Annotated in this window: 21 protein-coding genes; 8 read left to right on the top strand and 13 right to left on the bottom strand. The window is 75.0% G+C overall.

The features are described from left to right. The first annotated feature begins 184 nt into the window (after positions 1-184). The 4 genes from ACIF6F_RS34255 (at position 185) to ACIF6F_RS34240 (ending at position 9,625) form a co-directional block, all read left to right on the top strand. A complete protein-coding gene (locus ACIF6F_RS34255; RefSeq protein ID WP_399956406.1) occupies positions 185-5,686 on the top strand; it encodes an aminotransferase class I/II-fold pyridoxal phosphate-dependent enzyme in 5,502 nt (1,833 codons plus the stop codon). Positions 5,687-5,696: 10 nt separating this feature from the next. Then, entirely contained in the window at positions 5,697-6,542 is an 846-nt protein-coding gene (locus tag ACIF6F_RS34250; RefSeq protein WP_399956403.1) for a 4'-phosphopantetheinyl transferase family protein, read from the top strand. A gap of 200 nt (positions 6,543-6,742) precedes the next feature. Further along, a complete protein-coding gene (locus ACIF6F_RS34245; RefSeq protein ID WP_399956400.1) occupies positions 6,743-9,163 on the top strand; it encodes a SpoIIE family protein phosphatase in 2,421 nt (806 codons plus the stop codon). A gap of 192 nt (positions 9,164-9,355) precedes the next feature. Continuing rightward, positions 9,356-9,625, top strand: a complete 270-nt coding sequence (locus ACIF6F_RS34240; RefSeq protein ID WP_399956397.1) for a response regulator transcription factor — start codon at positions 9,356-9,358, stop codon at positions 9,623-9,625. A 52-nt stretch (positions 9,626-9,677) separates the two neighbouring features. On the opposite strand, the gene ACIF6F_RS34235 is transcribed toward ACIF6F_RS34240, so the two are convergent. From ACIF6F_RS34235 to ACIF6F_RS34225, 3 genes are all read right to left on the bottom strand, one after another. Beyond that, a complete protein-coding gene (locus tag ACIF6F_RS34235) occupies positions 9,678-10,730 on the bottom strand; it encodes a serine/threonine-protein kinase (RefSeq protein WP_399956394.1) in 1,053 nt (350 codons plus the stop codon). 130 nt (positions 10,731-10,860) lie between these two features. Continuing rightward, positions 10,861-11,223: an STAS domain-containing protein gene (locus ACIF6F_RS34230; protein ID WP_399956390.1), complete on the bottom strand. Its 363-nt coding sequence runs from the start codon at positions 11,221-11,223 to the stop codon at positions 10,861-10,863. Positions 11,224-11,327: 104 nt separating this feature from the next. Continuing rightward, positions 11,328-12,062, bottom strand: a complete 735-nt coding sequence (locus ACIF6F_RS34225; protein ID WP_399956387.1) for a DUF2470 domain-containing protein — start codon at positions 12,060-12,062, stop codon at positions 11,328-11,330. Between the two features lie 170 nt (positions 12,063-12,232). Here ACIF6F_RS34225 and ACIF6F_RS34220 point away from each other — a divergent pair, with 170 nt between their 5' ends. The 3 genes from ACIF6F_RS34220 to ACIF6F_RS34210 all read left to right on the top strand — a co-directional run bounded on the left by ACIF6F_RS34220 (position 12,233) and on the right by ACIF6F_RS34210 (position 14,109). Continuing rightward, positions 12,233-12,544: a hypothetical protein gene (locus ACIF6F_RS34220; RefSeq protein WP_399956384.1), complete on the top strand. Its 312-nt coding sequence runs from the start codon at positions 12,233-12,235 to the stop codon at positions 12,542-12,544. A gap of 48 nt (positions 12,545-12,592) precedes the next feature. Beyond that, on the top strand, positions 12,593-13,210 hold the full coding sequence (locus tag ACIF6F_RS34215) for a hypothetical protein (RefSeq protein WP_399956381.1): 618 nt from the start codon (positions 12,593-12,595) through the stop codon (positions 13,208-13,210). Positions 13,211-13,305: 95 nt separating this feature from the next. Beyond that, on the top strand, positions 13,306-14,109 hold the full coding sequence (locus ACIF6F_RS34210; protein ID WP_399956378.1) for a hypothetical protein: 804 nt from the start codon (positions 13,306-13,308) through the stop codon (positions 14,107-14,109). 75 nt (positions 14,110-14,184) lie between these two features. On the opposite strand, the gene ACIF6F_RS34205 is transcribed toward ACIF6F_RS34210, so the two are convergent. The 4 genes from ACIF6F_RS34205 to ACIF6F_RS34190 all read right to left on the bottom strand — a co-directional run bounded on the left by ACIF6F_RS34205 (position 14,185) and on the right by ACIF6F_RS34190 (position 16,673). Beyond that, positions 14,185-14,604 carry an ATP-binding protein gene (locus ACIF6F_RS34205; protein ID WP_399956375.1) on the bottom strand — a complete coding sequence of 140 codons (420 nt, stop codon included), beginning with the start codon at positions 14,602-14,604 and terminating at the stop codon, positions 14,185-14,187. 143 nt (positions 14,605-14,747) lie between these two features. Continuing rightward, a complete protein-coding gene (locus tag ACIF6F_RS34200; protein ID WP_399956372.1) occupies positions 14,748-15,269 on the bottom strand; it encodes a SixA phosphatase family protein in 522 nt (173 codons plus the stop codon). A gap of 32 nt (positions 15,270-15,301) precedes the next feature. Continuing rightward, positions 15,302-16,267, bottom strand: a complete 966-nt coding sequence (locus tag ACIF6F_RS34195) for an LLM class F420-dependent oxidoreductase (RefSeq protein WP_399956369.1) — start codon at positions 16,265-16,267, stop codon at positions 15,302-15,304. A gap of 46 nt (positions 16,268-16,313) precedes the next feature. Further along, positions 16,314-16,673 carry an ArsR/SmtB family transcription factor gene (locus ACIF6F_RS34190; protein ID WP_399956366.1) on the bottom strand — a complete coding sequence of 120 codons (360 nt, stop codon included), beginning with the start codon at positions 16,671-16,673 and terminating at the stop codon, positions 16,314-16,316. A gap of 115 nt (positions 16,674-16,788) precedes the next feature. On the opposite strand from ACIF6F_RS34190, the gene ACIF6F_RS34185 reads away from it, so the two are divergent. Further along, entirely contained in the window at positions 16,789-18,069 is a 1,281-nt protein-coding gene (locus ACIF6F_RS34185; RefSeq protein WP_399956363.1) for an MFS transporter, read from the top strand. Between the two features lie 74 nt (positions 18,070-18,143). Here the strand turns inward: ACIF6F_RS34185 and ACIF6F_RS34180 are convergent, their stop codons facing one another. From ACIF6F_RS34180 to ACIF6F_RS34155, 6 genes are all read right to left on the bottom strand, one after another. After that, positions 18,144-18,542, bottom strand: coding sequence for a UBP-type zinc finger domain-containing protein (locus ACIF6F_RS34180; RefSeq protein ID WP_399956360.1), 399 nt, complete (start codon positions 18,540-18,542; stop codon positions 18,144-18,146). Continuing rightward, the gene (locus ACIF6F_RS34175; protein ID WP_399956357.1) at positions 18,539-19,999 is read right to left on the bottom strand and encodes an ATP-binding protein; all 1,461 of its coding nucleotides are present in this window, start codon (positions 19,997-19,999) and stop codon (positions 18,539-18,541) included. The genes ACIF6F_RS34180 and ACIF6F_RS34175 overlap by 4 nt, the downstream gene beginning before the upstream one ends. Before the next feature lie 10 nt (positions 20,000-20,009). Next, on the bottom strand, positions 20,010-21,686 hold the full coding sequence (locus tag ACIF6F_RS34170; RefSeq protein WP_399956354.1) for an FAD-dependent oxidoreductase: 1,677 nt from the start codon (positions 21,684-21,686) through the stop codon (positions 20,010-20,012). 157 nt (positions 21,687-21,843) lie between these two features. After that, positions 21,844-22,446, bottom strand: coding sequence for a CAP domain-containing protein (locus ACIF6F_RS34165; protein ID WP_399956352.1), 603 nt, complete (start codon positions 22,444-22,446; stop codon positions 21,844-21,846). Positions 22,447-22,885: 439 nt separating this feature from the next. Next, a complete protein-coding gene (locus tag ACIF6F_RS34160; RefSeq protein ID WP_399956349.1) occupies positions 22,886-25,183 on the bottom strand; it encodes a LamG-like jellyroll fold domain-containing protein in 2,298 nt (765 codons plus the stop codon). Positions 25,184-25,536: 353 nt separating this feature from the next. Beyond that, entirely contained in the window at positions 25,537-26,124 is a 588-nt protein-coding gene (locus tag ACIF6F_RS34155) for a hemerythrin domain-containing protein (RefSeq protein ID WP_399956344.1), read from the bottom strand. Positions 26,125-26,672: the final 548 nt, after the last annotated feature.

Here is a 26,672-nt window from a genome sequence, read left to right as displayed (position 1 = left end):
CGTGTCTTGACGACCCTGGCCGATCTTGGTAAAACGACGCGGCGCACGGCCGGAGATGACGGAAAGACACCGGACACACCCTTTCCGGCTCCTGTCAAGTAACGAATAGCCGGGGCTGGGGTCCCCTTCCTTCCGCCGGGCACGGTGGCTGTCCAGGACCGAACCCAGACAAGGAAGACCCGTCATGACCGACATCGCCATCACCGGGCTCGGCTGCCGATTCCCCGGCGCCCCCGACGTCCGTGCGTACTGGAGGCTCCTGCTGAGCGGGGAACGGCAGTTCTCCGCCGTGCCGCGCGAGCGCTGGAACCACGGCACGTTCCACACGCCCGACGACCGGTCGGCGCCCCACGGGGCGTACACGGACCAGGTCGCCTTCCTGGACGACGTGGACCGCTTCGACGCCCTGTACTACGGGGTGCCGCCCGCCCGGGCCCGTGCCATGGACCCGCAGCACCGGCTGATGCTCGACGTGTCCCGCGAGGCCCTGGACGACGCGGGGCTGGGCCGGGGCGACTTCGACCGCGAGAACACCGGCGTCTTCTTCGGCGTGTCCGTCTCCGACTACAAGGACCTGATGACGGCCCCGCTACGGGCCGTCGCCCTGGTCGACGGGACGGCGGGCGACGACCGCGGGCGGGCCTTCGACGCGCTGCGGGAGGAGGCGGGCCGACTCGGCGCGATCCACGCGTTCACCCTGCCGGGCAGCCTCCTCAACATGGCGGCCGGTACCGTCAGCCGCCAGTTCGACCTCGGCGGCCCCAGCTTCACGGTCGACGCCGCCTGCTCGGGGTCCCTGGTGGCCCTGGACCAGGCCGTCGCCCAGCTCCGCCAGGGCAACTGCCGGATCGCGGTCGTCGGCGGCGTGTACGTCAACCTCACGCCGGACGGCCTGGTCGGGTTCTCCAAGCTCCGCGCCCTCTCGCCCTCCGGGGTGTGCCGGCCCTTCGACGGCACGGCCGACGGCTTCGTCCTCGGCGAGGGCGCCGGCGTCGTCGTCCTGCGGCCCCTCACCGACGCGCTGGCCGCCGGAGACCGCGTCTACGCCGTGGTCCGCGGCGTGGGCTCCGCCAACGACGGCGCGTCGCCCGGCCCTCTCGTACCCACCCCCGACGGCCAGGTCCGCGCGATGCGCCGGGCCTACCGGGACGCCGGCCTGCCGCCCTCGTCCGTGGGGTTCCTGGAGGCGCACGGCACGGGTACCAGCACCGGCGACCGCGCCGAGATCGAGGCGCTGCGCCGGCTGCGCACCGAGTACCCCGACGACGACCCCGCCCTGTGCTACCTGGGTGCGGGCAAGGCCCTGATCGGCCACTCCCTGTCGGCGGCCGGCGTCGCGGGGCTGATCAAGACGGCGCTGGTCGTGCACCACCGCACGATCGTGCCGCAGCCCCCGACCCGTCCCGACCCCGGGCTGGGCGTCTCCGCCGCGGGCCTGCGCTTCGCCGAGTCCGCGCGGCCCTGGCCGAGCCCGGGCGCCCCGCGGCGCGCTGCCGTCAGCTCCTTCGGGTTCGGCGGAACCAACGTCCACGTGGTGCTGGAGGAGCCGCCCGCTGCCGCCGGTACCCCGGCCGGTACGCCGTCGGTACGCACCCCCGCGGCCGGTACGCCGTCGGTACGCACCCCCGCGGCCGGTACGCCGTCGGCGCGCACCTCCGCGGCCGGACCGCAGCTGGTGCTGCTCACGGCCAGCAGCGCGGAGCTCCTCGACCGGCACATCGGCGAGGTCCTCGACGCCCTGGACGCCGCCCCGCGCCCGCCGCTCACCGCGCTGGCCCACACCTTCGGCGCCCGCGCACCGCTGACCGCCCGGCTGGCGGTCGTCGCCACCGACACGGACGGCTTCGTTTCGCGGCTGCGGGACGCCCGCCGCCAGCTCGCCGCCGGCGCCCGGGGCGACCTCGGCGACGGCGCGTACGCCGCCGACGCGCCGCTGCCCGCGGCCGCGCGCGGGATCGCGTTCCTGTTCCCCGGCCAGGGCAGTCAGCGGCCGGGCATGCTGCGGGACCTGCACGACAGGTTCCCGGCCTTCCGGGCGACCGTCGCCCGCCTGGGCGCCGTCGCCCGCCGGGACACCGGCGCCGACCTCGCCGACCTGCTGTACGGGGTCCCTGCCGGGGGCGGAGAAGGGTTTGCGGCCGGTGGCGGCCAGGCAGCCGGTGACGAGCAGGCTCCGGGGCACGGGCCGGCGGCCGACGACGGCTCCGGGGACGGCGGCGACAGCGACGACCGCGACGCGGCGGCGCGGCGGCGGCTGGCCGCCACCGACGTCTGCCAGCCGCTGCTCGGCACCGTCCAGCTCGCCGTCACCAGGCTCCTCGCCGACTGCGGCGTCACCCCCGGCCTCACCCTGGGCCACAGCGTCGGCGAGTTCGCGGCCGCCGCGACCGCCGGCGCCCTGACCTGGGAGGACACCGTGCGGCTGCTGGTCCACCGGGGCGCCGCGCTGCGCCGGGCAGGCGACGGCGTACGGGGCGGGATGCTCGCCGTACAGACCGACAAGGAGACCTGCCGCCGGCTCACCGACGGCATCGACGACGTGTGGCTCGCCTGCTTCAACCAGCCCCGGCAGGTCGTGGTCAGCGGTACCCCGCACGGACTCGACGCGATGCGGCGGGCCTGCGCGGAGGCGGGCGTGGCGACGGTGGCGCTCGACGTGTCCGACGCCTTCCACTCGCCCCGGCTGGCCGCTGCCGAGGAGACGATGCGGGAGGACCTCGCGGGGCGGCGCCTCGGCCGGCCCTCGCTGCCGTTCGTCTCCTCCGTGGACGCGCGGGTCTGCACCGACCCGGACCGGCTGCGCGACCTGTGGGCCCGCCACGCCTCGGCCCCGGTCCACTTCGGCGACGCGGTCCGGACCTCGTACGAGGCGGGCGCGCGCATCTTCGTCCAGGTGAACGGCGGCGGCTCGCTGCTCACGTCGGTACGGCGCAACCTCCCCGGCCTGGACGACGTGTACGTGGTCCAGGCGGCATCCGCCGACCCGGACGGCGGGCTCGGCTTCGTACGGGCCCTCGCCCGCCTCGCCGTCCTGGGCGTACCGGTCGACCCGCGCGTCCTGGTGCCGCGGGAGGCCCGGCGCCTGCTCGACCTGCCGGTGGCCCGCCTGGACGGCCAGTCGTACTGGGTCCCGGGCGCCCGCCCGTCCCGCGCGGTCCCCGCAACGGCCCCGGCCCCGCCGGTCCCGTCCGGCCCGCCCGGCCCCGTCGGCGCCGCAACGCTCCCGGCCGCGCCGGTCACGTCCGACACCGCCGTCCGCGCAACTCCCCCGGCCCGGTCCGGCGCGCCCCTCACCGCCCTGCTGCCCGCCGAGACGGCCACCGGCTCCGCCCCGGGCGGCGCCTCGGCCCGCACCGGTGCGGCCGCCCCCGGTGCCCCGGTCGGCGTGCCCGCCACCGCCGGCCCCGGGGGCGCGGCCGGCGCGCCCAGGACGGGCAGCGCCGCGGGGCCGGCCGACGCGTCTGATGTCGTCGGCACGTGTGGGGCGACCGCGCCCCGCCCCGGCCTGCACGGCCCGGCGCCGGCGCCTCCCTCCCCGGTATTCGCCCACCCGTGCGGCACCTGCCCACCGGGCGGGGCCGACGCCGCCGTTCCCGGCGACCACGCGGCCGCGGCCCGCCCCGGCGGGTCGTCCGCTCCGCCGCTTCCGGCCCCCGCGGACGCCCTCGACCCCCGCCCCGGAGCCGTCGTCGGCGGCCGTCTCCCCGACCTGCCCGCCCAGAGCGGCGCGGCCGACCCCAGCGGTCCGCCCGGTCCGCCCGAACCGAGCGAGCCGGCCGACCCGACGCACCAGCCCGTACCGCCCCTGGAGCACCCGATGCACTTCCCCGAGAACCACCCCATGAACGACCTGCGTCGGCTGATCGAGCAGCAGGTGACCCTGATGAACCGCCTCAGCGAGGCGCTTCCCGCTCCCGGCCGGGACCCGGAGGCCCGTCCGGACACCACGCCCGCGCCCCCGGCCCCGGTCTCCCCCGTCCCCGAGCCCCTCGCTCCGCCCGCCCGAACCACTCCTCACGCCCCCGCGGCGACCGTTCCCGGCCCGGAGCCGGTCCCCTCGGGCACGCCCGGGCCGCACGCCATGCCCCTGCACGGCCCGGTCCTCGACTCGGTGCTCGCCCAGGTGGCCCGGATCAGCGCCTTCCCGGTCGGGCACCTGCGCCGGGAACAGCTGCTGGTCGACGACCTCGGGTTCGACTCCCTCATGCTGACCGACCTCTTCACCTCCCTCCGGCGAGAATGGCCGCACTGGAACTTCGACGAGCGGGCCGCCGACCGGCCCACCGTGGGAGGCATGGCCGCCCTCATCGCGGACGGCGCACCGACCGCGACGCCACCGGCACCGGCCCCCACGGCCGCCCCCGTCCCCGTCCCCGTCCCCGTCCCCGAACAGCGTGCCGAGTACGTGGACCACGCCCCGCCCGCCGAACCCGGGGCCCCCGCTCCCGAGCCCACCCCCCTGCCCCTCGAACACACCCGCATCGAGAACTTCCCCGAGGTCAGCGCGCACGCCGAGCGGTTCGCCGCGCTCGACCGGCTGGGCCTGCCCAACCCGTACTTCCTCGTCCACGAGGGCGGTCTGACCGACACCACCGTGGTCGACGGCCGGCAGCTGCTGTCCTTCTCGGGCTACAACTACCTCGGCCTGGCGGCGCACCCGCAGGTGACCGGGGCGGCCCGGGAGGCGATAGCGCGCCACGGCACGTCCGTGTCCGCCAGCCGTCTGCTGTCCGGCAGCCGGCCGCTCCACCTGGAGCTGGAGACGGAGCTCGCCGCTTTCCTCGGCTGCGAGGCGGCGCTCACCCTCGCCAACGGCCACGCCACCAACGTCACCGTGATCGGGCACCTCGTCGGCCCCGGGGACCTCGTGGTCCACGACGCCCTCGCCCACGACAGCATCCTCCAGGGCTGCCGGCTGTCCGGCGCCACCCGGCGCCCCTTCCCCCACAACGACGCCGCCGCGCTCGACGCGCTCCTCGGACAGGTCCGCCACCAGTACCGGCGGGTCCTGGTCGTCGTCGAGGGCGTGTACAGCATGGACGGCGACGTCGCCGACCTCGCCGCCCTGGTCGAGGTCAAGCGCCGGCACGGCGCGCTGCTGATGGTCGACGAGGCGCACAGCGTCGGGACGATCGGCGCGACGGGACGCGGCGTCGGCGAGTACGCGGGTGTCGACCGGGGGGACGTCGAACTCTGGTCCGGCACCCTGTCCAAGGCCCTGGCGAGCTGCGGCGGGTACGTGGCCGGGAGCGCGGCGGTCGTGGAGTACCTGCGGTACACCGTCCCCGGCTTCGTCTACAGCGCCGGCATGACCCCGGCCGACACCGCCGCAGCACTGGCGGCACTCCGGGTGCTGCGGGCGGAGCCGGAGCGGGTGGCGCGGCTCGCGGAGAACGCGGCACTGTTCACGCGGCTGGCGCGCGCGGCCGGCGTCGACATCGGGGCGAGCCACGACACCCCGGTCGTGCCCTGCATCACCGGCGACTCACTGCGGGCGCTGCGCCTGGCGGAGGCCCTGTTCCGGCAGGGGATCAGCGTCAACCCGATCCTGTACCCGGCGGTGCCCGAGGACCTGGCCCGGCTGCGCTTCTTCGTCACGGCCGAGCACACGCCGGAGCAAGTACGGCGGACGGTCTCCGCGCTGGACGACGAGCTGCGGCGGCCGCCGGCCGTCCCGGCGGCCTGAGGCCGCGGCGATGACCGTGGACGCGGCGGTCACCGTGGCAACCGCCGTCACCTTGGACGAGGCCTCCACCGTGGCCGAGGCCGTTCCCGTGGACGAGGCCGTTGGCCTGGACGAGTCCGTTCCCGCGCACGCCGGGTTCCCGGCGCTGGCGCCGGGCCTGGTCCACCGCTGGGGCGGGGCGTTCCTCGTCGTGGCGCGGCGGTCCGGGCTGCCGGGGAGCGTGCCGTCGCCCCGGCTCTCGCCGGCCGAGCGGTGCGTGGCTGAGGCGCTGCCGGCCTGGCGGCGGGCGGAGTGGACGGCGGGCCGGCTGCTCGCGAAGCAGCTGGTCGCCGGGTACGCGGGCGCGGCGGCGGACGCGGTGGAGGTGCTGCCGCGGGCGGACGGCAGCCCGTACGCGCTCCTCGGGGGCCGCCCGCTGCCCGCCGTACACCTCTCCCTCAGCCATACGGCCCACCAGGTCGCGGCGGCGCTCGCGCCCGGGCCGGTCGGGGTGGACCTGTGCGAGACCGTCGCGGCGGACAGCGTGCGGCGGATCGGCGACCACGCGTTCTCACCCGCGGAGCTGTCGCTGATCGGCAACGGTCCCCCGGAGGGCCCGGCGGCGGCCTGGGCGCTGAAGGAGGCCGCGGTGAAGGCCGACCGGACCGGCGTCTTCGGGGCCGCTCCGCGGCGCGTGGCGCTGCTGGGCCTGCATCCGCCGAGGCTGGGCGGCGGCCGCCGCGCCGCGGCCTGGCACTCGGCCGGGGCGGACGCCGCGGGCGGGGACGCCGGGGGTTCCGCGGCGCGGGCGGCCGCCGGAACCGCTCCGGCCCCGGGCGATGCGGTGCTCGCGCTCGTACTGGCACCGGTCCGGTAGGAGAGGCGGGCCGGGCAGGCTGCTGGGCAGGGCGGCGTGGCGGGCCGGCCCGGTGGCCGGTCCACCGCCCGGCCGCCGGGTTGCGGCACTGCGTTGGTGCTCTTCCGGCCACTGGATCATGCTTGTCAGTGGAGTCCCTGGCCATGCGGGTTTCCCCTGGGACGACGGCGAAGGAACGACCGAGGGCGAGATGAGCGGCGATGGAGCGAGTTCCCACCCCTCCCGGCGACCGGCCGGAGGAGACGGACGCCTCCCGTGAGCCGGCGTACACGGCCACGGCCACCATCAACGAACAGGGCATCGTCACCGAGTGGAGCGAGGGCGCCGGCCGCCTGCTCGGCTACTCTCCCGCCGACGTCGTGGGGCTGCCGGCCGCCCGCCTGCTCGCCGACGCCGAAGCGGACGGCGGCGCGGCCAGGCGGCTGCCGCCCGGGCAGCAGCGGTGGAGCGGCACGCTGGCGCTGCGGCACCGGGACGGCCACCGCCTGGAGCGGGCGCTGCTGGCGCACCGGTGGACGTCCACCGGCGGGAACGCCAAGTGGTCCGTGGTGTCGGCCGTCGCGCCCGAGCGCCGCACCGCCCCGGACGGGCCGCTCCCGGAGTGGGCGTTCGCCCAGTCCCCCTGCTTCCAGGCGATCTTCGACGAGGACCTGCGGCTGGTCCGGGCGAACGCCGGCATGGAGCGCACCCTGTCCCTCACGGAGGCGGAGATGCGCGGGCTGCGGCTGCCGGAGATCGCACCGGACCCGGCGAGCGACGAGACCGAGCGGCGGATCCGCACGGTGCTGGAGACGGGCGAGGCGCAGCACGCCGACTCCTTCGTGCGTCCCGCCGGGGGCGACGAGCAGGTCTGGTCGACCTCGCTGGACCCGCTGCGCGACGCCGACGGGCGGGTGCGGGCGGTGTGCCTGACCGCGCACGAGCGGACCGCGGCGGCGGCCGGCCGACGGGCGGTGCCGGACGACGAGTTCGGCGCCCTCATCGGCACCACCACGGACACCTCGCGCACCGCGCAGGAGCTGGCCGACTTCGCGGTGCCGCGGATCGCGGACTTCGTGGCCGTCGACCTGCTGGAATCCTCGCCGCGCAGCGAGGTCCCGTCCGCCTCGGCCGTGCCGGGCACGGTGACGATGTGCCGTACGGCGGTGCGGTCGGTCCTGGAGGGGAACCCGGAGTCCCGGGTGTCGGTCGGGGGTACGACGGTCTATCCGCCGCTGTCGCCGCCGGCGGACTGCCTGGCGTCGGGGCGCGGCGCGGTGTACGCGACGACGGACTCGGCGGTGACCCGGTGGATGGCCGAGGATCCGGGCGCCGCGTGGATCGGCGAGTACGGGACCCACTCGATGATGGTGGTGCCGCTGCGCGCGGACGGGGTTCCGCTCGGCGTGGTGCTGTTCAGCCGCCAGCAGCACCGCGAGCCCTTCGCCCAGGAGGACCTGTGGCTGGCGGAGCGGGCCGCGCAGAGGGCGGCGGCGGTGATCCACGGTTCGCGCCGGCAGGTGCGGGAGCACACGACCACGATGACGCTGCAGCGCAGCCTGCTGCCGCAGACGCTGCCCGAGCAGTCGGCCCTGGAGATCGCCTCGCGGTACCTGCCGGCGGCGAGCGAGGCCGGGGTGGGCGGGGACTGGTTCGACGTGATCCCGCTGTCCGGGGCGCGGGTGGCGCTGGTCGTGGGCGACGTGGTGGGCCACGGCATCCGGGCCTCCGCGACCATGGGCCGGCTGCGGACCGCCGTACGGACCCTGGCGGACGTGGACCTGCCGCCGGACGAGCTGCTCACGCACCTGGACGACCTGATCATCCACCTGTCGGCGGACGAGACGGACCGGGACTCGTCCGGGGGCATCGGCACGACCTGTCTGTACGTGGTCTACGACCCGGTGACCCGGCGCTGCACGCTCGCCCGGGCGGGCCACCCGCCGCCGGCGGTGGTGTCCCCCGAGGGGTCGGTGTACCTCCTCGACGTGCCGGCCGGGCCGCCGCTGGGACTGGGCGGTCTGCCGTTCGAGACGGTCGAGGCGGAGCTGCCCGAGGGCAGCATGCTGGCCCTGTACACGGACGGTCTGCTGGGGGCGCGGGAGCACGACATCGACGAGGCGCTGGACACGATGTTCGCGGCGCTGGCGCGGCCGGCCACGTCGCTGGACACGGTCTGCGACCGGGTCCTGACGGCGCTGCTGACGCACCGGCCGGACGACGACGTGGCGCTGCTGGTCGCGAGGACGCGGGGCCTGCACGAGGACCAGGTCGTGGTGTGGGACCTGGAGTCCGACCCGTCGGTCGTCGCGGACGCCCGCCGGCAGGCCACCGACCAGCTGGCGGTGTGGGGGCTTGAGGAGGCCGCGTTCGTCACCGAGTTGCTGGTGAGCGAGCTGGTCACGAACGCGATCCGGTACGGCAAGCCGCCGGTGCAGCTGCGGCTGATCCACGAGGACGCGACCCTGATCTGCGAGGTCTCCGACGGCAGCAGCACGGCGCCGCACATGCGGCGGGCCCGGACCTTCGACGAGGGCGGGCGGGGCCTGCTGCTGGTGGCCCAGCTGGCGCAGCGCTGGGGTTCCCGGCCTGCCGCGAACGGCAAGACGATCTGGGCCGAGCAGTCGCTGGTGGGGTTCTGAGCGGGTCCACGGGGACGCCGGGGAGGGGGCCGGCGGTTCCCGTGTGACACGCCTGTGACAGTCGGCGGACAGGGTCATGAACTCCGGCGAGCACAGTTTTCGGTAGGGACAAAAAGCGACATTCCGCAATAAGTCCCCTGCTTCCGAGGGTGTGAGCAGCGATGACCGAACCGATCCGTCGGAGGAAATCCCATGAGCCTCACCCTCACCGCGCCGCAGACCCGGTCCCAGACCCCGACCGCCGCTCCGGCCGCCCCGGCCGAGGCCCCGGTCCCCTCCCTGGCCCCGCGTGAGGAGGAGGCGCTGCGCCACATCGCCGCCGGGTGCACGTACCTCCAGACGGCCCGCAACATGGGCCTGTCGAAGCACACGGTCGACGCGTACCTGCGCCGCATCCGGGCCAAGCTGGGCATCAGCAGCACCGCCGAGATGACCCGCATGGCCATCGCCATGGGCCTGTGACCCGGCGGGACGGCACGCACGATCGAGGCATACGGGGGACGGAACCGGCGGTCTACGGACCGCCGGTTCCGCTGTGGAAGACCGGCCGCGCCCAGGCGGGGGGCTCGGGCACCGGACCGGGGGGCGCGGCGGGCGGGGCGTCGGGGCCGGGCTGCGCCTCGGGGCCGGGCGCGCGCGGGGCGTCGGGGCCCCGACCCGGTGCCGGGCCGGGCGCCGGGGGCGCTTCGGCGGTGGCGATCCGCATCGCCCCGACGAACTCCAGGCAGGAGGTGTACCGGTCCTCCGGCACCTTCGCGAGGGCCCTGGCCAGGACGTCGGCCGCGGCGGGCGCGACGTCCGGCCGCTTGTCGGTGAGGCGGGGCGGCGGGTCGTACTGGTGGGCCCAGAGCAGGGCCGCACTGTCCTCCCGCCGGAAGGGCGGCTCGCCGGCCAGGGTCTCGTAGACCACGCAGGCGAGGCTGTAGAGGTCGCACCGGCCGTCCACGGGCCGTCCCGAGATCTGTTCGGGCGCCATGTAGTCGAGGGTGCCGACGAACTCGCCGGCCGTGGTGAACCCGGTCAGCGACAGCGACTTCTTCGTCAGCCCGAAGTCCGTGAGGTAGACGTGCTCCGGGTGGTCGCTGTCGGTGCCCGCCGCGACCAGGATGTTGCCCGGTTTGACGTCCCGGTGGACGAGGTCGTGCCGGTGGGCGGCGTCGAGCGCGGAGGCCACCTGCGCGGCGATGCGCAGGGCCGTGGTAACCGGGAGGGGACCCTCGCGGTCCAGCAGGCCCCGCAGGTCGGGGCCGGGGACGTACCGCATGGCGATGTAGAGGACGCCCTCCGTCTCGCCCGCCTCGAAGATCGGCACGATGTGCGGGTGGTCGAGGGAGGCGGCGACCCGGGACTCGTGGGTGAAGCGGCGGCGGAAGGTCTCGTCCCGTGCCCGGTCGGGGGTGATCAGCTTGAGCGCGACGGTCCGGTCCAGGCGGAGGTCCTTCGCGCAGTAGACCACGGCCATCCCGCCGCGGCCGAGCAGCCGCTCGATCCGGTAGTCGGCGATCTGCTTGCCGATGAGGCCGGAGGGCCGGCCCGTGTACGCGCCCAGGTTCGATGCCGTGCCCATCAGGCGTCTCCTCGCGCCGCCACCACCTGAAAGTGTAGGCGCGTACGGTCACCGCCGCCCGGGACGGGCACGGGGGCCGGGCGGGCACGGGGCGGGGCGCGCTCGGGGGCCGGGCGGGCACGGCCCCCGGTCAGTCCACCGCGGGGCCGACCGGGAAGAGGTCGGTGGTGCCCGTCAGGTCGAGCAGGCGCAGCATCTGGTGGCTGGGGGCCGCCAGGCTCACCGTGTGGCCGCGCTCCAGGGCGGCCAGGCGCCCGTCCAGCAGGGCGTTGAGGCCGGAGGAGTCGCAGAACGACGAGTTGCTGAGGTCGACGACGATGTCGGCGGGCGGCTCGGCGCCGGCGACCAGGGTGTGCAGGGCGTCGCGCAGGTCGCCCGCGTGGTTGATGTCGAGTTCACCGGTCACGCGGATGACGAAGCGCCGCCGGCCGGTGCCCCCTCCCTGCTGCCGTTCCGCCGGTACGACCTCGATCAGACTGCTGCCGGGTCCCATGATCCCGTCACCTCCGGGTTCCTCCAGGGCGCCTGCCCCGTGGGCGGCCGTCCATGCGCCGCGGGGCGTGCCCGGGGCGCGGCCGCGCGCGACCGGCACCCGGGTCAGGACCGGCCGGATGCCCGGCGGCGGCAGCCCCGGGCCTCCGCGAGGAGCTCCTGCACCCGCTCCCCGACCTCCTCGGGGCCGCGGGCCGGTGCGGTGAAGGGGAGGCGTACGTCGTGCCGTGCGGCGGCGTGCTCGATCCGCAGGGTCAGCCCGCCGCGGTCCAGGGACAGGGGCGTGACCCGCTCGGCGTTCCTCGTCAGCCGCGGGTCGGCCAGCCGGGCGAGGGACGAGACGAGACCGCCGTGCCCGTCCACGAGGTGGGTGAGCATGCCGGCCTCGTAGGCGGCGAGGTCGTCCGGGCGGGCCAGGGCGAAGGCGTCGAGGCCGAGCGCGGCCGGGCCGTTCCCGGTGTCGAGGTCGACGTGGGCGGCGTCCAGGCGCAGTTCGGCGTGTGCCCCGTCGTCGAAGGTGCGGCCGGTGGCGGTGAGCCAGCCGGCGAGGGTGACGCGGGCGCGCACCCGGTCGCGCACGGCGACGGGGGAGATGTCGGTGAACTTGAGCAGCGCGGACAGGCTGCCGCGCGGCGCCAGGGCCACCTCGGCGGCCAGCCGGCATTCGGCGGGCACGCGCAGCAGGACGCGGCCGTCGTGGGCGACGGTGTGCAACCCGCCGCCGACGAGGTCGCAGTCGTGCGAACCCGTCACCACGGTCAGCGAGTCGGCCGCGGCCAGCACGCTCCGGGCCCGCTGTGCGGACGTGGGACCGGCCACGAGGACGTCGTGTGCACCCATCCAGAACTCCCGAGAACTAAGGTAAGGCATACCTAAGTCACCTTAGCCCCTTGGATTGCCGCCCCACCACCCCCCTCTCCGCCCAGACCGCCGGCGCCCTGGGTCCGCCGGCCCAACCTCGTGCTGCACGAGCCGCGTTCGGGGTACCGGCGGGGGTGTGGGTGGGCACGTTGACCAAGGCGCCGGCGGTCGTCGCGGCCGTCCTGGTGGCGGCCGTCGCCACTCTGGCCCCGCTTGCGGCCAACGCGGCCACCTCCCACGACCGCCGGCCCGGCCCGCTGGACGCCGCACGCGCGGACCCCTGGCCGTGGGTGTACGGGCTGTTCGCCCGCCTCTTCACCCTCGGCCGCGGGGTCGCCGGCCCGGACCTCGCCGCGACCATCGTCCGGATCACCCCGTACGTCACCCGGGACACCACGGTCCTGGTTCCGGGGGTCCCACCGCGTCGGGCCGATGGCCCTCGCGCCGGGCGGGACCGGTGAGCGCGGGGGCCCTCGCGGGCCGGGCGGGGCGGCGGGTAGGGTCGCGGCGTGATCACGGCCGGTACGAGCGTCGCGTCGCGGGCCCGCAGCAGCGCGGCTCCGCTGCGGCTGCTGTGGCTGGCCCTCCTGCTGTTCGGCTTCCTGTACACGCATGCCGCGGGTGCCGACAGCGCCTCCGCGCACGCCCTCGGCACCCCGGTCACGCCGCCGTCCCTGACGGACGTGGAGCCGCGTACCGGCGACCCGGCGCCGTCGTTCGCCGAAGCCCGGGCGTACGGGGCCGACCGGCCCCGACCCCTGACAGCCGCCGAGCCGTACGCCGGCCACGGGCACGGCCATGCCCCGGGCCGGTGGCGGGACGGTGGCGGGGAGCCGGCGGAGGAGGGGGCGCGCGTGCACGTCCCCGCCCCGGCCGGTCAGGACGACCCCGGCCACTCCCCCGCGCCCATCGGTCACGGTCACGGTGACGGGGGCGGGCACAGTCATCCGGCCGAGGCGTGCGATGCCGGGCACACCCAGCACGGCGGGGAGCCGGGGCCGCCCGGGCGCGCCCCGCTCGGCGGGCCCGCGTCCCCCGAGGGCGGCGCAGCCACCCGTGCGGCGGGCGGCGACCGGGCGCTGCCCCCCTTGCGAAGTTCCGTCGGTTCTGTGGTGCAGCGGGTATAGGAGCGGGCCGGCCTGCCCGTATCCCACCCTTTTCTCCCCGCGTGCGGCCCTCCGGGCGCGCGCGGGGTGGACCACGCCTGCGCAAGGAACCACTCATGTCCCAGACCCCGTTGCTCGACGCCTCCGCCGCGTCCGGCACCACGCCCTCCGACGGCGCCGGGCCGGCCGCCGGCCGCGCCGCCCGGCGCCGGGAACGCTCCCGCCGGGAGCGCCGGCGGTCCCTGTCCGCCCGCTACCTCGGGTACGTCGGCTACTTCGTCGGCGCCGGCCTCATCAGCGGTGCCGTGGTGCACCACCCGCTCGACCCGGCGAGGTACACCCGCGTCGGGCTCTACGGGGCGGCGGTGTTCCTCGCCGCCACCCTCCTCAACGAGTTCGTCCTCACCCGCGAGCGCCCCGGCCCCGCCCGGCTCCTCACGGTGATCGGGGCGTCGCTGACGCTGTCCTTCGGCATCGGCATGCTGTCCGGCGGACTCCAGCACTTCGACGACTTCCCCGCGCGGGGTGCGGTCCTCGTCCCCGCCGGCCTGGTCGTGTCCTTCGTCGCCTTCGTGGTGAAGGACCCGGAGACGCCGGTGCGGCGCGTCTTCGGCCTGGTCGGCCTGGCCGTCCTGGCCACGGCCGCGGTGGCCTTCCTCGGCCTGCGCGAGGTGGCCGCCTCCATGGAGACCGGGACCGGGGGCGGCCACAGCCACGGTTCCGAGGAGCGGCCGGGGCACGAGGAGTCCGGGCACGGGGAGTCCGGGCACGAGGAGTCCGGCCGGGAGGGGCCGTCGGCGACGCCGCCGGCCGGGGCGGACGGGGCGCCCACGGCCCGTACCGGCACGCCCGCGCCCGCTCCCACCGGTCCCGCCGCGCAGCCCACGGCCTCCGGGGACGGTCACAGGCACGGCCACTGACGTGCCGCCCGCCGGGCACCCCCGCCGCTGAGCGGAGGCGGTCCCCGGCGTGGGGCCGGCCGGTGGTGTGTGCCGTCAGTGCTGCGGGCCGCGCCGGCCTGCGGCGGCGGCCCCTTTCCGTGATGACGGGCGGCCGTGTGCGGGCAGCACCACGGTGATCGTCTTCCCGGCGCCCCGTGGTTCCGCCGCGACCCGTTCCGCGATCCGGTTGATCATGAGCCAGCCGAAGCGGCCGGGGATGCCGGCCGGGGTGGGCCGGTTCACGGGCAGGTCCGGCCGGGCGTCGGAGACCTCGACCACGGCCTGTGACTCCAGGCAGCGGATCCGGAAGGCGGTGACGCCGCCGGCGTGCCGACGGGCGTTGGACACCAGCTCGGTCACCACGAGGAGCGCGTCGTCGGCCTCGGTGCCCGTGACACCGCGGGCGGCGAGCACGAGCCGGGTGATGTTGCGGGCGCGCTCGCAGGTGAGGCCGCAGGCAGCTGGCGGTCGCACGGTTCTCCTCCTCTCGCCCACGGCTCTCGGGATGCGGTGCGTCGCGCCCCTTCCCGCGTTGTCCGGCCGCCCCCTTCCGGCCACCCCGAATCGGCGTCTTCCCCGCCGCGCCGTCGGAAACCCTGCCGGGGCGCGACGGCGGATCAGCCGTCGCCGGGTGTCCACAGGTCGGTGAGGTGCGCCGCGCCCGGTCCGATCCGCTCCCACGGGCCGTCCAGGGTGAGCACGACCACTCCCGCGGTGGGCAGGCCGTCCTCCAGGGTCCGCCGCAGCGGTTTCGGGCCGCTTCCGCACAGGGTGACGGCGAGGTCGTGGACGGCCGGATTGTGGCCGACGAGGAGCACGCCGGTCAGTTCGGGGGCCGAGCCGCGCAGGACGGCGAGGAGGTATGCGGCGTCGGCGTGGTAGAGCTGCTCGGAGTAGGAGGCCGGCGGCGGGGCGGAGAGGTGGGGGACGATCATCTGCCAGGTCCGGCGGGCGCGCACCGCCGTGGAGCACCGGGCCAGGTCGAACCGGTGCCCCGATTCCTCGAGCCAGCGCCCGGCCCGGGCGGAGTCGCGCCGGCCGCGGCCGGTGAGGTCGCGGTCGGGGTCGTCGGCGGTGTGCTTGGGCACCGCCTTGCCGTGCCGGACGATGACGATCCGGCGCTCGCGGGCCTGGGTCATGGGGGCACCTCCGTAGCGGGCGGTCGCGCGGCTCAGAGTTCGCGGAGTGCGGGCAGGAGTTCGGCCTCGGCCCACTCCAGGAACGGGGCCTGGTGCCTCCCGCCGATCTGGACCAGGGCGATCTCGGTGAACCCGGCGTCGACGAACGGGCGTACCGCGTCGACGAAGGTCTGCGGGTCGTCGCCGCAGGGGATCTCCTTGGCGACGTCCTCGGGCCGGGTGTGCTCGGAGGCGGCGGCGAAGCCGGCCGGGCCGGGGAGTTCGGCGTTGACCTCCCAGCCGGCGGCGGACCAGCGGAACTGGTCGTGGGCGCGGGCCACGGCCGCGTCGCGGTCCGGGTCGTAGCTGAGGGCGAGCTGGCCGACGACCGGTTTGCCCGTGCCGCCGTGCTCCCCGAAGGCGGTCACCAGGTCCCGGTCCGGCTCGATGGCGACGAGCAGGTCGCCGTACCGTCCGGCGATCTCGCAGGAGCGCGGCCCCGAGGCGGCGATGCCGATGGGCGGGGGCTCGTCGGGCAGGTCCCAGAGCCTGGCGTTCTCGACGTCGAAGCGGGTGCCGTGGTGGCTGACGAGTCCGCCGCCGAACAGGGCGCGGATGATGCCGGCCGCCTCCTCCAGCATCTCCAGCCGGACGTGCGCGGCGGGCCAGCCGCCGCCCACGACGTGCTCGTTGAGGTTCTCGCCGGAGCCGAGGCCGAGCCGGAAGCGGCCGCCGGAGAGGAGCTGCATCGTGGCGGCCTTCTGCGCGACCACGGCGGGGTGGTAGCGGAAGGTCGGGCAGGTCACGTACGTCATGAGCGGGATCCGGTCGGTGGCCTGAGCGGCGGCGCCGAGGACGCTCCACGCGTAGGGCGCGTGCCCCTGGGAGTCGAGCCAGGGGAAGTAGTGGTCGGAGACGACGGAGAAGTCGAACCCCGCCCGCTCCGCGCCCACCACGTGTTCCACCAGGTCCCGGGGGCCGGCCTGCTCGGTCATCATCGTGTATCCGATTCGCACCATGCCCGGCGTCTCACCGCTGGGGCCGCCCCGAAACCCGCTGGGCCGGTCAGTCGTGCGGCGCCTCGCCGGTGATCCGGTGGTCGGCGTGGCTGAGGGCTTCCAGGACCAGCCGGCGCAGGTGGCCGTCACGGAGGCGGTAGTACACGTACCGGCCTTCGCGGCGGGTCTCGACCAGGCCGGCCAGGCGGAGCTTGGCCAGGTGCTGGCTGACCGCCGTCCGCGAGGCGGTGCACCGCTCGGCCAGCGAGCCGACGTCGGACTCCTGCTGCGCGAGCAGCCACAGCAGGTGCAGCCGGGTCGCGTCGGAGAGCAGGCCGAAGACCCCGGCCGCCTCGGCGAGGCGGGCGTCGTCGGGGGCCCGCAGGTGCGCAGGGGCCGCAGGAGGGACGGGTTCGCTGGCAGGCATGGGCACAGCCTAAGACCCGTGGGCGTCCGGCCGAGACCCCCAGTCATCATGTGCACACATGCGCACATGATGTGTACGCTGGAACGGTCGCCCCGCCCGGAAAGGATGTCCGCGCATGCTCTCGGTCCTGAGCCACCGCACCTACCGGCGCCTGTTCGCCGCCCAGGTCATCGCCCTGACCGGCACCGGTCTCGCGACCGTCGCCCTGGGCCTGCTCGCCTACGACCTCGCCGGCGCCCGCGCCGGGTCGGTTCTGGGCACCGCGCTGGCGATCAAGATGGTGGCCTACGTCGGCATCGCGCCGCTGATCGGCGCCTTCGCCGACCGGCTCCCCCGCCGCGCCCTGATGGCCGGCTCGGACCTGATGCGGGCCGGCGTCGCGCTCGGCCTGCCGTTCGTGGACCGGGTCTGGCAGGTCTACGTACTGATCTTCGTCCTCCAGGCCGCCTCGGCCGCCTTCACCCCCACCTTCCAGGCCGTGATCCCGGACGTGCTGCCGGAGGAGCGCGACTACACCCGGGCCCTGTCCCTGTCCCGCCTCGCCTACGACCTGGAGAGCCTGTTCAGCCCGGCGCTCGCCGCCGCACTGCTCGCCTTCGTGAGCTACGACCGGCTGTTCCTCGGCACCGTCGGCGGCTTCCTCGCCTCCGCCGTCCTCGTGGTCTCCGTCGCGCTGCCCAGGCCCGCGCCGCCGGCCGGCCCCGCCGGGGGCGTGTACGCCAAAGCCACCGCGGGCAGCCGGCTGTTCTTCACCGTCCCCCGGCTGCGCGCCCTGCTGTGGCTGAACCTCGCGGTCGCCGCGCCCGGTGCGATGGTCACCGTCAACACCGTCGTCTACGTGCGCGACCGGCTGGGCCGGGGCACCGGTGACGTCGCCCTCGCACTCGGCGCCTATGGCGCCGGCTCGATGGCCGTGGCCCTGCTGCTGCCGCGGGTCCTCGACCGGGTCCCGGAGCGCGCCGTGATGCTGGGCGGCGCGCTGGCGCTGCCGCCGGTCTTCGCCGCCCTCGTGGCGATCACCACCGGGACGGGCGGCGGCTGGCGCTGGCCCGCGCTGCTGGCGACCTGGACGGCCTTCGGGGCCGCCTGCTCGGCCGTGCTCACCCCGACCGGCCGGCTGGTCCGGCGCGCGGCGCCGCCCGAGGACCGGGCCCCGGCGTTCGCCGCCCAGTTCTCGTTGTCCCACGCCTGCTGGCTGCTCACCTACCCGCTCGCGGGCTGGCTGGGTGCGGTGGCCGGCCTCCGGTCCGCGGCCGTCGCCCTGGGCGTGGTCGCGACGGTGGCCGCGCTGGCCGCGCTGCGGCTCTGGCCGCCGGCCGGGCCGGAGCCCGGGGAGGCCGGGGAGGCCGAGGAGGCCGGGGACGGGACGCGGCGGGTCCGGGTGCTCAGCGGCTGAGCCCGCGGCCGGCCCCGGCCCCGGTGCGGGTACGGGTACGGGTACGGGCGGTACGGATACGGGTGCGGGTGCGCTCAGCGGTGGAGGCGGTCCCGCCAGTCCGGCGGGACCCGGCCGGCCGGTCCCGGGGACGGCTGTTCCGTGGGGCGGTCGGACGGCGGGGCCAGTTCGGGGCCCGTCTTGTACAGGGCGCCGGTGTCGTAGTTCCAGTACCAGGCCTCGCCCGGCTCGAAGCTCTGGACCAGCGGGTGGCCGGTGGCCTTCCAGTGGGCGGTGGCGTGCTGCCCCGGCGAGAAGTCGCAGCAGCCGATGTGCCCGCACAGGGCGCACCGCCGCAGGTGCAGCCACCAGCCGCCCAGGGCGTCGCAGTCGCCGCAGCCGGTGCCGGCGGGCGGGACGGCCGGGTCGATCCCGTCGGCCGCGCGGGTTCCTCCGGTGCCTTCCGTGCCTCCGGTGCCTTCGGTGCCGGTCATGCGGGCTCCTCCGTTCCTGCTCCGGTGTCGGGGGCGGTCAGCGGCAGCAGGACCTGGAAGCGGGTGTCGCCCGGCACGGACTCGACGTGCAGGCTGCCGCGGTGCTTGTTGACCACGATCCGCCAGGAGATGTCGAGGCCGAGCCCGGTGCCCTCGCCGACCGGCTTGGTGGTGAAGAACGGGTCGAAGATGCGATCGCGGATGTCGTCGGGGACGCCGGGGCCGGTGTCGCGGAACTCGACGAGCAGCCGGTCGCCCTCCCGTGCCGTGCGGACCGTGAGGGTGCCCTCGCCGCCGCTGTCCGTGATGGCGGCGACCGCGTTGTCGACGAGGTTGGTCCACACCTGGTTGAGCTCCGCCGGGTAGGCCGGCACCTGGGGCAGCGAGCGGTCGTAGTCCTTCACCACCCGCACCCGGGGGCCGATCTTGCCGGAGAGCATCAGCAGGGTGCTGTCGAGGAGTTCGTGGACGTCGACGTCGCGGTGCGGGGCGCGGTCCAGTTGCGCGTACTGCTTGGCCGCGTCCACCAGGTTGGAGATGCGGGTGGTGGAGTCCTCGATCTCGTCCATCAGCAGTTCGGTCTCGACCGTGTAGTTGAGCCAGCCGACGGCGCCCGGCAGGACGTCCTCGGCCACGGCCGCCGCGACCTGGTCCAGCCAGTCGGCGTCCAGGCCCGCCTGGACGAAGGTGGGCGCCACCCGCCAGCCCTCGGGGATGCCGTGGTCGTCGAGCCAGTCGGTCAGCTCGTCCTCGCGGTCGGACGCCTCCAGCGGGCTCAGCACCGGCGCCTTGGCAGCGCGTTCCGCGGTGCGCTCCTGGATCTCGATGAGGTCGGCGAGGGTCGCGCGGGAGTACGGGCCCTGCGCGATGTGCGCCAGCTTGTGGCGCATCTTGCCGACGCGCTCGCGCAGCGCCGCGGTGGCGCGGACGGCGGCCGCGGCCGGGTTGTTGAGCTCGTGGGTGAGGCCGGCGGAGAGGGATCCCAGGGCCAGCAGGCGCTCGCGCTGGCCGATGGCCCGCTGGGTGTTCCTGGAGCCGAAGAACAGCCCTTCCAGCAGGTGGGCGGCCATCGGGAACCACTCCCGCATGACGTCGGCGAACGACTGGGCGGGGAGGACGAAGAAGCGGGTGGGCTCGGTCACCCGCATCGAGTTGACGTACGTCTGGGGCACCCGGTCGCCCAGGTACGCCTGCATGGCGCCCGCGTACACGCCGCGCTGGGAGGTGCGGCTCACCTCCACGTCGTCGCCGCCGACGCGGCGGTACAGGACGACGGTGCCCTCGATCATCACGTAGAAGCAGGTGGCCGGTTCGCCCTCGGTGTAGACGGGCCCCGGGGCGAAGCGCTCCACCCGCCCCTCGGCGCAGAGCCGTCCGAGCTGCTCCGGGGACAGCTCCTCGAAGAGGAACAGCGTGGCGATCTCGGTCGGGTCGCAGGCCGTGACATCGGCGCTCATGACGGCGTCCTCATGACTGCTCCAGGTAGCGGTGGACGAGCATCACGGCCATGGCGCCCTCGCCGACGGCGGACGCGACGCGCTTCGCGGACCGGGCTCGGGCGTCGCCGGCCACGAAGACGCCGGGGACGCTGGTCTCCAGGTGGTAGGGGGGCCGGTCCAGTTCCCAGGTCGCGGGCGGGCGGCCGTCCGGGGTGAGGTCGGGTCCGGCGAGGATGAAGCCGTTCCCGTCCCGCAGGACGGTGCCCTCCAGCCAGTCGGTCAGCGGGGCCGCGCCGATGAAGACGAACATCCAGTGGGCCTCGGCCACTTCGCGGACTCCGGTGACGGCGTCGCGCAGGGTCAGCCGTTCCAGGTGGTCGGTGCCGTGGGCCTCCTCCACGACGGTCAGGGGCCGGACGGTGATGTTCGGCGCCTCCTCGATCTGCTGGACGAGGTAGTGCGACATCGAGGACGTCAGGGACGCGCCGCGCACCAGGAGCGTGACCGACTTGGCGCCGCGCGCGAGGTACACCGCGGCCTGTCCGGCGGAGTTGGCGCCGCCGACGACGTACACGTCCTGGCCCTCGCAGGACGAGGCCTCGGTGAGGGAGGAGCCGTAGTAGACGCCCCGGCCGGTCAGGTCGTCGCACCCGGGGACGGCCAGTTGCCGGTACGAGACCCCGGTCGCCAGGATCACGCTGTGCGCGGCGACCGCCGAGCCGTCGGCGAAGCGCACGACGCGGGCGGCGCCGTGCGCCTCCAGTCCCGTGACCTCGCGGGCGGTGAGGATCTCGGCGCCGAAGCGGGTCGCCTGGCGGCGGGCCCGGTCGGTGAGCTGGGCTCCGGAGACGCCGTCCGGGAAGCCGAGGTAGTTCTCGATGCGGGAGCTCTGGCCGGCCTGTCCGCCGGTCGCCGACCGCTCGACCAGGACGGTGCGCAGCCCCTCGGAGGCCCCGTAGACCGCGGCGCCGAGACCGGCCGGGCCGCCGCCGATGACGACGAGGTCGTAGAACTCGGCGGCCGGGGTCGTCGCGAGCCCGACGCGGGCGGCGAGCTCGGGGGTCTCGGGCTCGATCAGCGCGCTGCCGTCCGGTGTGACCACCAGGGGCAGCCGGCGGTCGTCGGCGCCGGCGGCGGCCAGCAGGCGCCTGCCCTCGGGCTCGTCGGAGGAGTACCAGCGGTACGGCACCTGGTTGCGGGCCAGGAACTCGCGCACGTGCGAGGAGTGGGCGGACCAGCGGTGCCCGACCACCTTGGTGGCGGGTACCGGCCGGTGGTCGCTGGAGCGCCAGGCGGTGAGCAGGTCGTCCACGACGGGGTAGAGCTTCTCCTCCGGGGGGTCCCACGGTTTGAGGAGGTAGTGGTCGAGGTCGACGACGTTGATCGCGTCGATGGCGGCGTTGGTGTCGGCATAGGCGGTCAGCAGGACGCGCCGCGCGCCCGGGTAGACCTCGATGGCCTGTTCCAGGAACTCGATGCCGTTCATCCGGGGCATGCGGTAGTCGGCCAGGATCACGGCGACCAGGTCGCCGCGCAGCTTCAGCTCGCGCAGCGCCTCCAGGGCCGACCCGCCGGACTCGGCCCGGACGATCCGGTACCCGCCGCCGTAGCGGCGCCGCAGGTCGCGGGCGATGGCGCGGGAGACCCCCGGGTCGTCGTCCACCGTCAGGATGACGGTCCGCGCCGCTTCGGTGGCCTGTGGCATGGTGCTCCGCCCTGGGTGCTCCGGCCGCCGGTGCGCCGAGCTGGTCGCGCCGGCTCCCGCCCATCGTATGTTCGACGGGGGTGGAGCGCTCCGGCACGGGCGTCGCGGGGCGGGCGGGGTGCCGCCGGGGGCCCGGCCCCGGCGGCGACCGCGCCGGTCAGAGGCGGCTGGCGAAGACCTGGGTCCAGTAGTGGTCCGGCTGGGCGACGCCGACGCCGATCTCCTTGAACGCGCAGTTCAGGATGTTCGCCTTGTGGCCGGGGCTGCGCATCCAGGCAGCCATGACCTTGGACGGGGTGCTGTAGCCGTAGGCGACGTTCTCGCCGTACGTGCGCCAGCGGTAGCCGGCCCGGGTGATGCGCTGGCCGGGGTCCGAGCCGTCGGAGCCGGTGTGCGACATGGTGCGGTGGGCGGCCATGTCCTTGCTGTGGTTGCGGGCGGCCTTCGTCAGCTTCGTGTTGATCTTGACCGCGCGGCAGCCGGCCTTCGCGCGCTCCTTGTTCACCAGCGCCACCACGCGCTCGGCCGCGGTGGGCTTCTTCGCGGCGGCCGGGGCGGCGGGGGCCGACGCGTCGGACGCCGCGGCCGCGGCGGTGCCGGCCTCGGGTGCCGTACGCGTGGCCGACGCGGCGGTCCGCGTCACGGCGCCCGCCTCCTCCGCGCCCAGGCCCGCGACGGCGGTGGGTATGCCCACCACGCCGAGCGCGACGGCGCCGATGGCGATCTTCGTGTACTGGCTCTTCCTGCGGTGCTTCTGCATGCATGACCTCGTTCGGTGTTCGCCAAGCGTGAGCGCCCGGGGCCGCTGGGGCGCCGAGCGGGCCGCCATTCTTGGAAGGGGCGCAACGGGCTGGCAAGTCAGGGGAGTTGTCGACGGGCGCGGCTCGGCGGACCCGGCTTGAAAAGCGTCCGCCGACGTGCAGTCGGACGGTGGTGACCGAGGGGTGAGACGGCCGTCGGGGCGTCAGACTGCGGTGCGCCAAGGGATTTCCGGTCGATCGTCTCGTCGTGCGAGACGGGCATTCGGCGGGAGGGGGAGAAACGGCGCCCTAGTCCCCATATCCCGACATCTCACACCGGCGGGAGCGGTCGTGACCCTTCCGTGATCCGGAGGGGTCGGGTGATCCATGTCACGACGGGACGGGCCCCGGGGGCCGGCCGGTCCGGCCGGCCCCCGGGGCTCCGTCGGGCGGGCGCGATCAGGAGATCGACGCCAGGCCGTAGTGGTTCCACACCTGGGCGGCGGTCAGCGCCTTCGGGTAGACGGCCGTCTCGTCGATCTGGCCGGCGAAGGCGTCGCTGCTCGGACGCGCGGGCCAGCCGGCGAGGTTGTCACCCCCGACGTGCCAGTAGCCCGTGAACTCCCCGTGGCCGGTGACGCCCGAGGTGGCCTTGAGCTTGCCGTCGACGTACAGCGCCATGCCGGACGGGCCCTGGGTCGCGACGACGTGGTGCCACTGGTTGTCGTTGTACGCCTCCTGCCAGGGCGAGGCGATCACCTGGACCGAGCCCGGGTAGACGCCGAACACGACGCGGCCGGTGTCGGTCAGGTAGAGCTGCTTGTCGTACTGGCTGCTGTTCCACGTGGTGTGGCTGCCGAAGCCGATCAGCTTGCCTCCGCGGATGCTGCCGGTCCTGAACCACGTTTCGAGGCTGTACGCGCTGCCCACCGTCTGGCGGTGGTCGCTGTAGACCTGCTGGCCCGAGCCGTTGAAGCCGATGGCCGTGCTGGTGCCGTTGACCGCGCCGGGCGCCTGGCGCAGGGCCGGGCCGCCGACCTGGAGGCCGCTGGTGTTGCCGGCCTTGGAGGAGTCGGCCACGTACGGGCTGACGGTGTCGTCGTAGCGCCAGTACAGCTGGGCTCCGTCGGCGCGGACCCGGTCGGGGTAGGCCTGGGTGGTGGCCGGCACCGTCACGGAGGCGGTGGCCGACTTGGCGCTCGTGTTGCCCGCGCCGTCGGTGGCCGTGACCCGGTAGGTGTACGTCGTGCCGGCGGTGACCGCCGTGTCGGTCCAGGAGGCCTGGCGCCGCTCGAACTCGAGCGAGTCGGCGGTCATCGTGTGGACCGGGGTGCTGCCGCCGTTGCGGTAGATCCGGTACGTCAGCCTGCTGTCGTCGGCGTCGAAGCTGGTGCGCCAGCGGACCTGCACCTCGCCCGGGCCGACGCTGCCGGCGCTGGCGACCGGGGTGGTCGGGTTGCCGACGTCGCCGGTGGACGCGTAGCGGGTCAGACCCTGCTGGGGCTTGGTGTTGACGGTGGTGAACTCGCCGCCGACCCAGAGGTACGCGACGCCGTCCTTGGACGCGGCGGCCATCACGCGGGGCCCGACACCCTCGCCGACGCCGCCGTTGACGGCGGGGAACCAGCCGAGCTTGCGCGGGCCGGGCACGAAGCCGTCCACCGGAGCGGGCACGGCGCCCTTGTGGGCGGTGGGCTGCGCCATCAGGTAGCGGCGCTTGCCGTCGTCCGGGAACTCGCCTTCGGTGGCGCAGTTGTGGGCGTGGGAGGCGATGTAGAGGGCCCCGCCGTACGGCAGCACGTTCTGGGTGGCGCCGAGGCAGCGGTCGCGCCACCGCTCGCCGAAGCCGTCCAGGTCGAACGCGGCGCGCCCGTCGAAGACGCCGCCCCCGTTGCCCTGGTTGCCCGTGTAGAAGCCGGTCGCGTCGGTGGCGATGTCCATGACGACGGAGAGGCGGTGGAAGCTGCTGTACGTCTTGCGGACCGCCCCGGAGACCGCGTCGGCCACGGCGAGGGCGTGGCTGGAGCTGTTGTTGACGGTGAAGAAGTCGCCGCCGAGCAGCACGTTCCGGCCGTCCGGGGTGAGTTCGACGGCCCGGCCGGACTCGTCGGCGTTCGCGGTGAACGCGCGGAGCGCGCCGGTTGCGGCGTTGACCGCGGCGAACTTCCGGCGGGTCTGGCCCTGGACGGTGCTGAAGTCGCCGGCGGCGTACAGGGTGGTGTCGGAGACGGCGAGGCCGCGCACGGTCGCCGAGAAGCTCGGGTGGAAGGCCGCCTTCGGGGTGCAGCCGGCTATGTCGATCGCGGCCACGTTGGAAACCTTGACGCCGTTCACGGCGCCGAACCGGCCGCCCGCGTACAGGGTCTTCTTGTCCTTGGAGACGACGAGGGCGCGCACGGTGGCGGTGCCGCTGCTCGCGGTGAAGGACAGCCGGCACGAGGTGGGGGCGCCGGTCGCGGCGTTCAGGGCGGCGAAGTTCACCGCCGTACGCGGGGTCCCGGCCGCGCCGGCCGGCGGCCGGAGCTCGGAGAAGGTCCCGCCGGCGAACACGGTGCCGTTCACCTGGGCCATGGCCCACACGATGCCGTTGGTCTGCCAGGTGGGCAGGCTGTCGGCGGTGAAGGAAACCGGCGGAGTGACGGCGGAGGCCCGCGGGGTGACCACCAGTCCGATGCCCGCGCCGGCACCCGCCAGCGCCAGCACGAGGGCGGCCGTGAGCCCTCTGGTTCCGCGCCCGCGGCGACGTCTTTCGCTCACTTCAGTACCTCGAAGATCCTGGTTTCGATGAGGGAGTTGGCGAAAGGGTGCCAGAGGGAAGCACGGGAGAATTCAGACAAAGGGCAACCGGCGCGAGGATACCTGAACGTTACCTTTCGATTACATCTGATGTTCACTCAATCATGTTGGATGAAAGGAGAGTTGGGGAAACCAATACAGACCTGAACGACTTTCACCTCCCGCTCCGTTATTCAATCGAAATCTTTGCCGGGTACGGGGGCGGGCCTGCGCGCGCAGGACCACCGGCCCGGGCGCCGCGGGGGGGCTTCCCGGACCGGTGGCGGGTGGGCGAGTGACGCCGGAGGGGTGGGCGGCCAGTGACGCCGGGGGCGTCAGGCGGCCCGGGCGGTGGGCAGCTCCTCCGGCTCTTCGGACTCGTCCTGCTCGTCGGGGTCCTCGTCCCCTGCCGAGGCCTCGTCCCGCGTGGTGCCGTCGTCGCCGACGACGTCGTCGCGGGCGCTGGGGATCTCCAGAGGGTCGCGCGGGGCGTCCGCCCTGGCCTCCTCCATCCGCTCGCCGAGCTCCACGAGCCGGTTGCGGCCCATGGCCTTGCGCACCTCGGGGAACCAGTCGTCCTCTTCCTCCTCGACGTGGTGCCGGACGTTCTCCATCAGGACGGTCATCTTGGCCTTGAACCGCTCGTCGGCCGCGTCCATGTCCTTCAGCTCGGAGAGCATCCACACCACCGCGTGGTGCTCCTCGACGCTCTCCAGCACGTGATCGGTGGTGTCCGGAGCGGCCTCCCGCGCGGCGGGGTAGAAGATCCGCTCCTCGATCCAGGCGTGGACGGTGAGCTCGCCGATCACCTCGTCGACGATCTCGCGGCGCTCGTCGACGTCCTCGTCACCGGTCTTCTCGAACCGCTTGAACAGCTTCTCGACCGTCTTGTGGTCCTCCCGCAGCATCACGATCCCGTCCATCGCCGCCTCCTGTTCGATTAGCCGGAACGGATCACTCCGCTCCTGCCCCGCACAGCGCCGGGCATGCGGCGGCGGGTCATCGGGGCGGCCGCTCCCCCGGGTGCGGGTGACGCCCGGGCCGGGCCATGGGCCTGGGCATGGGCCTGGGCATGGGCCGGGGCCGAGGCCCGGGTGACCCCTCGCGGCCCCCGGGCATGCGGTCGGCGCGGACCGCCCCGGCGGAGCAGCCGTCCGGGCCGACGGAATTCGGCCGGACGGTACTTTGTGCGGGGCCGGGCCGGTGAACACCCGGTAAACGGTGCACATTTCCCGCGGGGTGAATTACCGCGGCTTTACTCCGCGTAGATGAGCGGGCCCCGGGCGCCCCGGATGTCCGGAGCCGTCAAGCACGGGCAAAGAGGCCCGGCGGCATTCCCCGGGAATGAATTCGGAAATTGTTTGACGGGCAGCCGCTAAAGGTTGAATTCCGGCTTGCGGCCCGGCCCCGCGGCACCGTCCGGCCGGATGTCCCGGCGTGGGCGGGGCACCCGGCGACCCGGCCGGCGCAC

The sequence above is a fragment of the Streptomyces sp. NPDC086023 genome, assembly GCF_044540325.1.
In the GTDB taxonomy this organism is placed as follows: domain Bacteria; phylum Actinomycetota; class Actinomycetes; order Streptomycetales; family Streptomycetaceae; genus Streptomyces.
The sequence above is the reverse complement of the archived record's forward strand: the minus strand, read 5'-3'. Positions and strand labels throughout refer to the sequence as shown.

Excerpts from the sequence above, each read along its gene's own strand:
- ACIF6F_RS34255 (WP_399956406.1), top strand. The coding sequence starts at position 185 with ATGACCGACATCGCCATCACCGGGCTCGGCTGCCGATTCCCCGGCGCC.
- ACIF6F_RS34250 (WP_399956403.1), top strand. The coding sequence starts at position 5,697 with ATGACCGTGGACGCGGCGGTCACCGTGGCAACCGCCGTCACCTTGGAC.
- ACIF6F_RS34245 (WP_399956400.1), top strand. The coding sequence starts at position 6,743 with ATGGAGCGAGTTCCCACCCCTCCCGGCGACCGGCCGGAGGAGACGGAC.
- ACIF6F_RS34240 (WP_399956397.1), top strand. The coding sequence starts at position 9,356 with ATGAGCCTCACCCTCACCGCGCCGCAGACCCGGTCCCAGACCCCGACC.
- ACIF6F_RS34235 (WP_399956394.1), bottom strand. The coding sequence starts at position 10,730 with ATGGGCACGGCATCGAACCTGGGCGCGTACACGGGCCGGCCCTCCGGC.
- ACIF6F_RS34230 (WP_399956390.1), bottom strand. The coding sequence starts at position 11,223 with ATGGGACCCGGCAGCAGTCTGATCGAGGTCGTACCGGCGGAACGGCAG.
- ACIF6F_RS34225 (WP_399956387.1), bottom strand. The coding sequence starts at position 12,062 with ATGGGTGCACACGACGTCCTCGTGGCCGGTCCCACGTCCGCACAGCGG.
- ACIF6F_RS34210 (WP_399956378.1), top strand. The coding sequence starts at position 13,306 with ATGTCCCAGACCCCGTTGCTCGACGCCTCCGCCGCGTCCGGCACCACG.
- ACIF6F_RS34200 (WP_399956372.1), bottom strand. The coding sequence starts at position 15,269 with ATGACCCAGGCCCGCGAGCGCCGGATCGTCATCGTCCGGCACGGCAAG.
- ACIF6F_RS34195 (WP_399956369.1), bottom strand. The coding sequence starts at position 16,267 with ATGGTGCGAATCGGATACACGATGATGACCGAGCAGGCCGGCCCCCGG.
- ACIF6F_RS34190 (WP_399956366.1), bottom strand. The coding sequence starts at position 16,673 with ATGCCTGCCAGCGAACCCGTCCCTCCTGCGGCCCCTGCGCACCTGCGG.
- ACIF6F_RS34185 (WP_399956363.1), top strand. The coding sequence starts at position 16,789 with ATGCTCTCGGTCCTGAGCCACCGCACCTACCGGCGCCTGTTCGCCGCC.
- ACIF6F_RS34180 (WP_399956360.1), bottom strand. The coding sequence starts at position 18,542 with ATGACCGGCACCGAAGGCACCGGAGGCACGGAAGGCACCGGAGGAACC.
- ACIF6F_RS34175 (WP_399956357.1), bottom strand. The coding sequence starts at position 19,999 with ATGAGCGCCGATGTCACGGCCTGCGACCCGACCGAGATCGCCACGCTG.
- ACIF6F_RS34170 (WP_399956354.1), bottom strand. The coding sequence starts at position 21,686 with ATGCCACAGGCCACCGAAGCGGCGCGGACCGTCATCCTGACGGTGGAC.
- ACIF6F_RS34165 (WP_399956352.1), bottom strand. The coding sequence starts at position 22,446 with ATGCAGAAGCACCGCAGGAAGAGCCAGTACACGAAGATCGCCATCGGC.
- ACIF6F_RS34155 (WP_399956344.1), bottom strand. The coding sequence starts at position 26,124 with ATGGACGGGATCGTGATGCTGCGGGAGGACCACAAGACGGTCGAGAAG.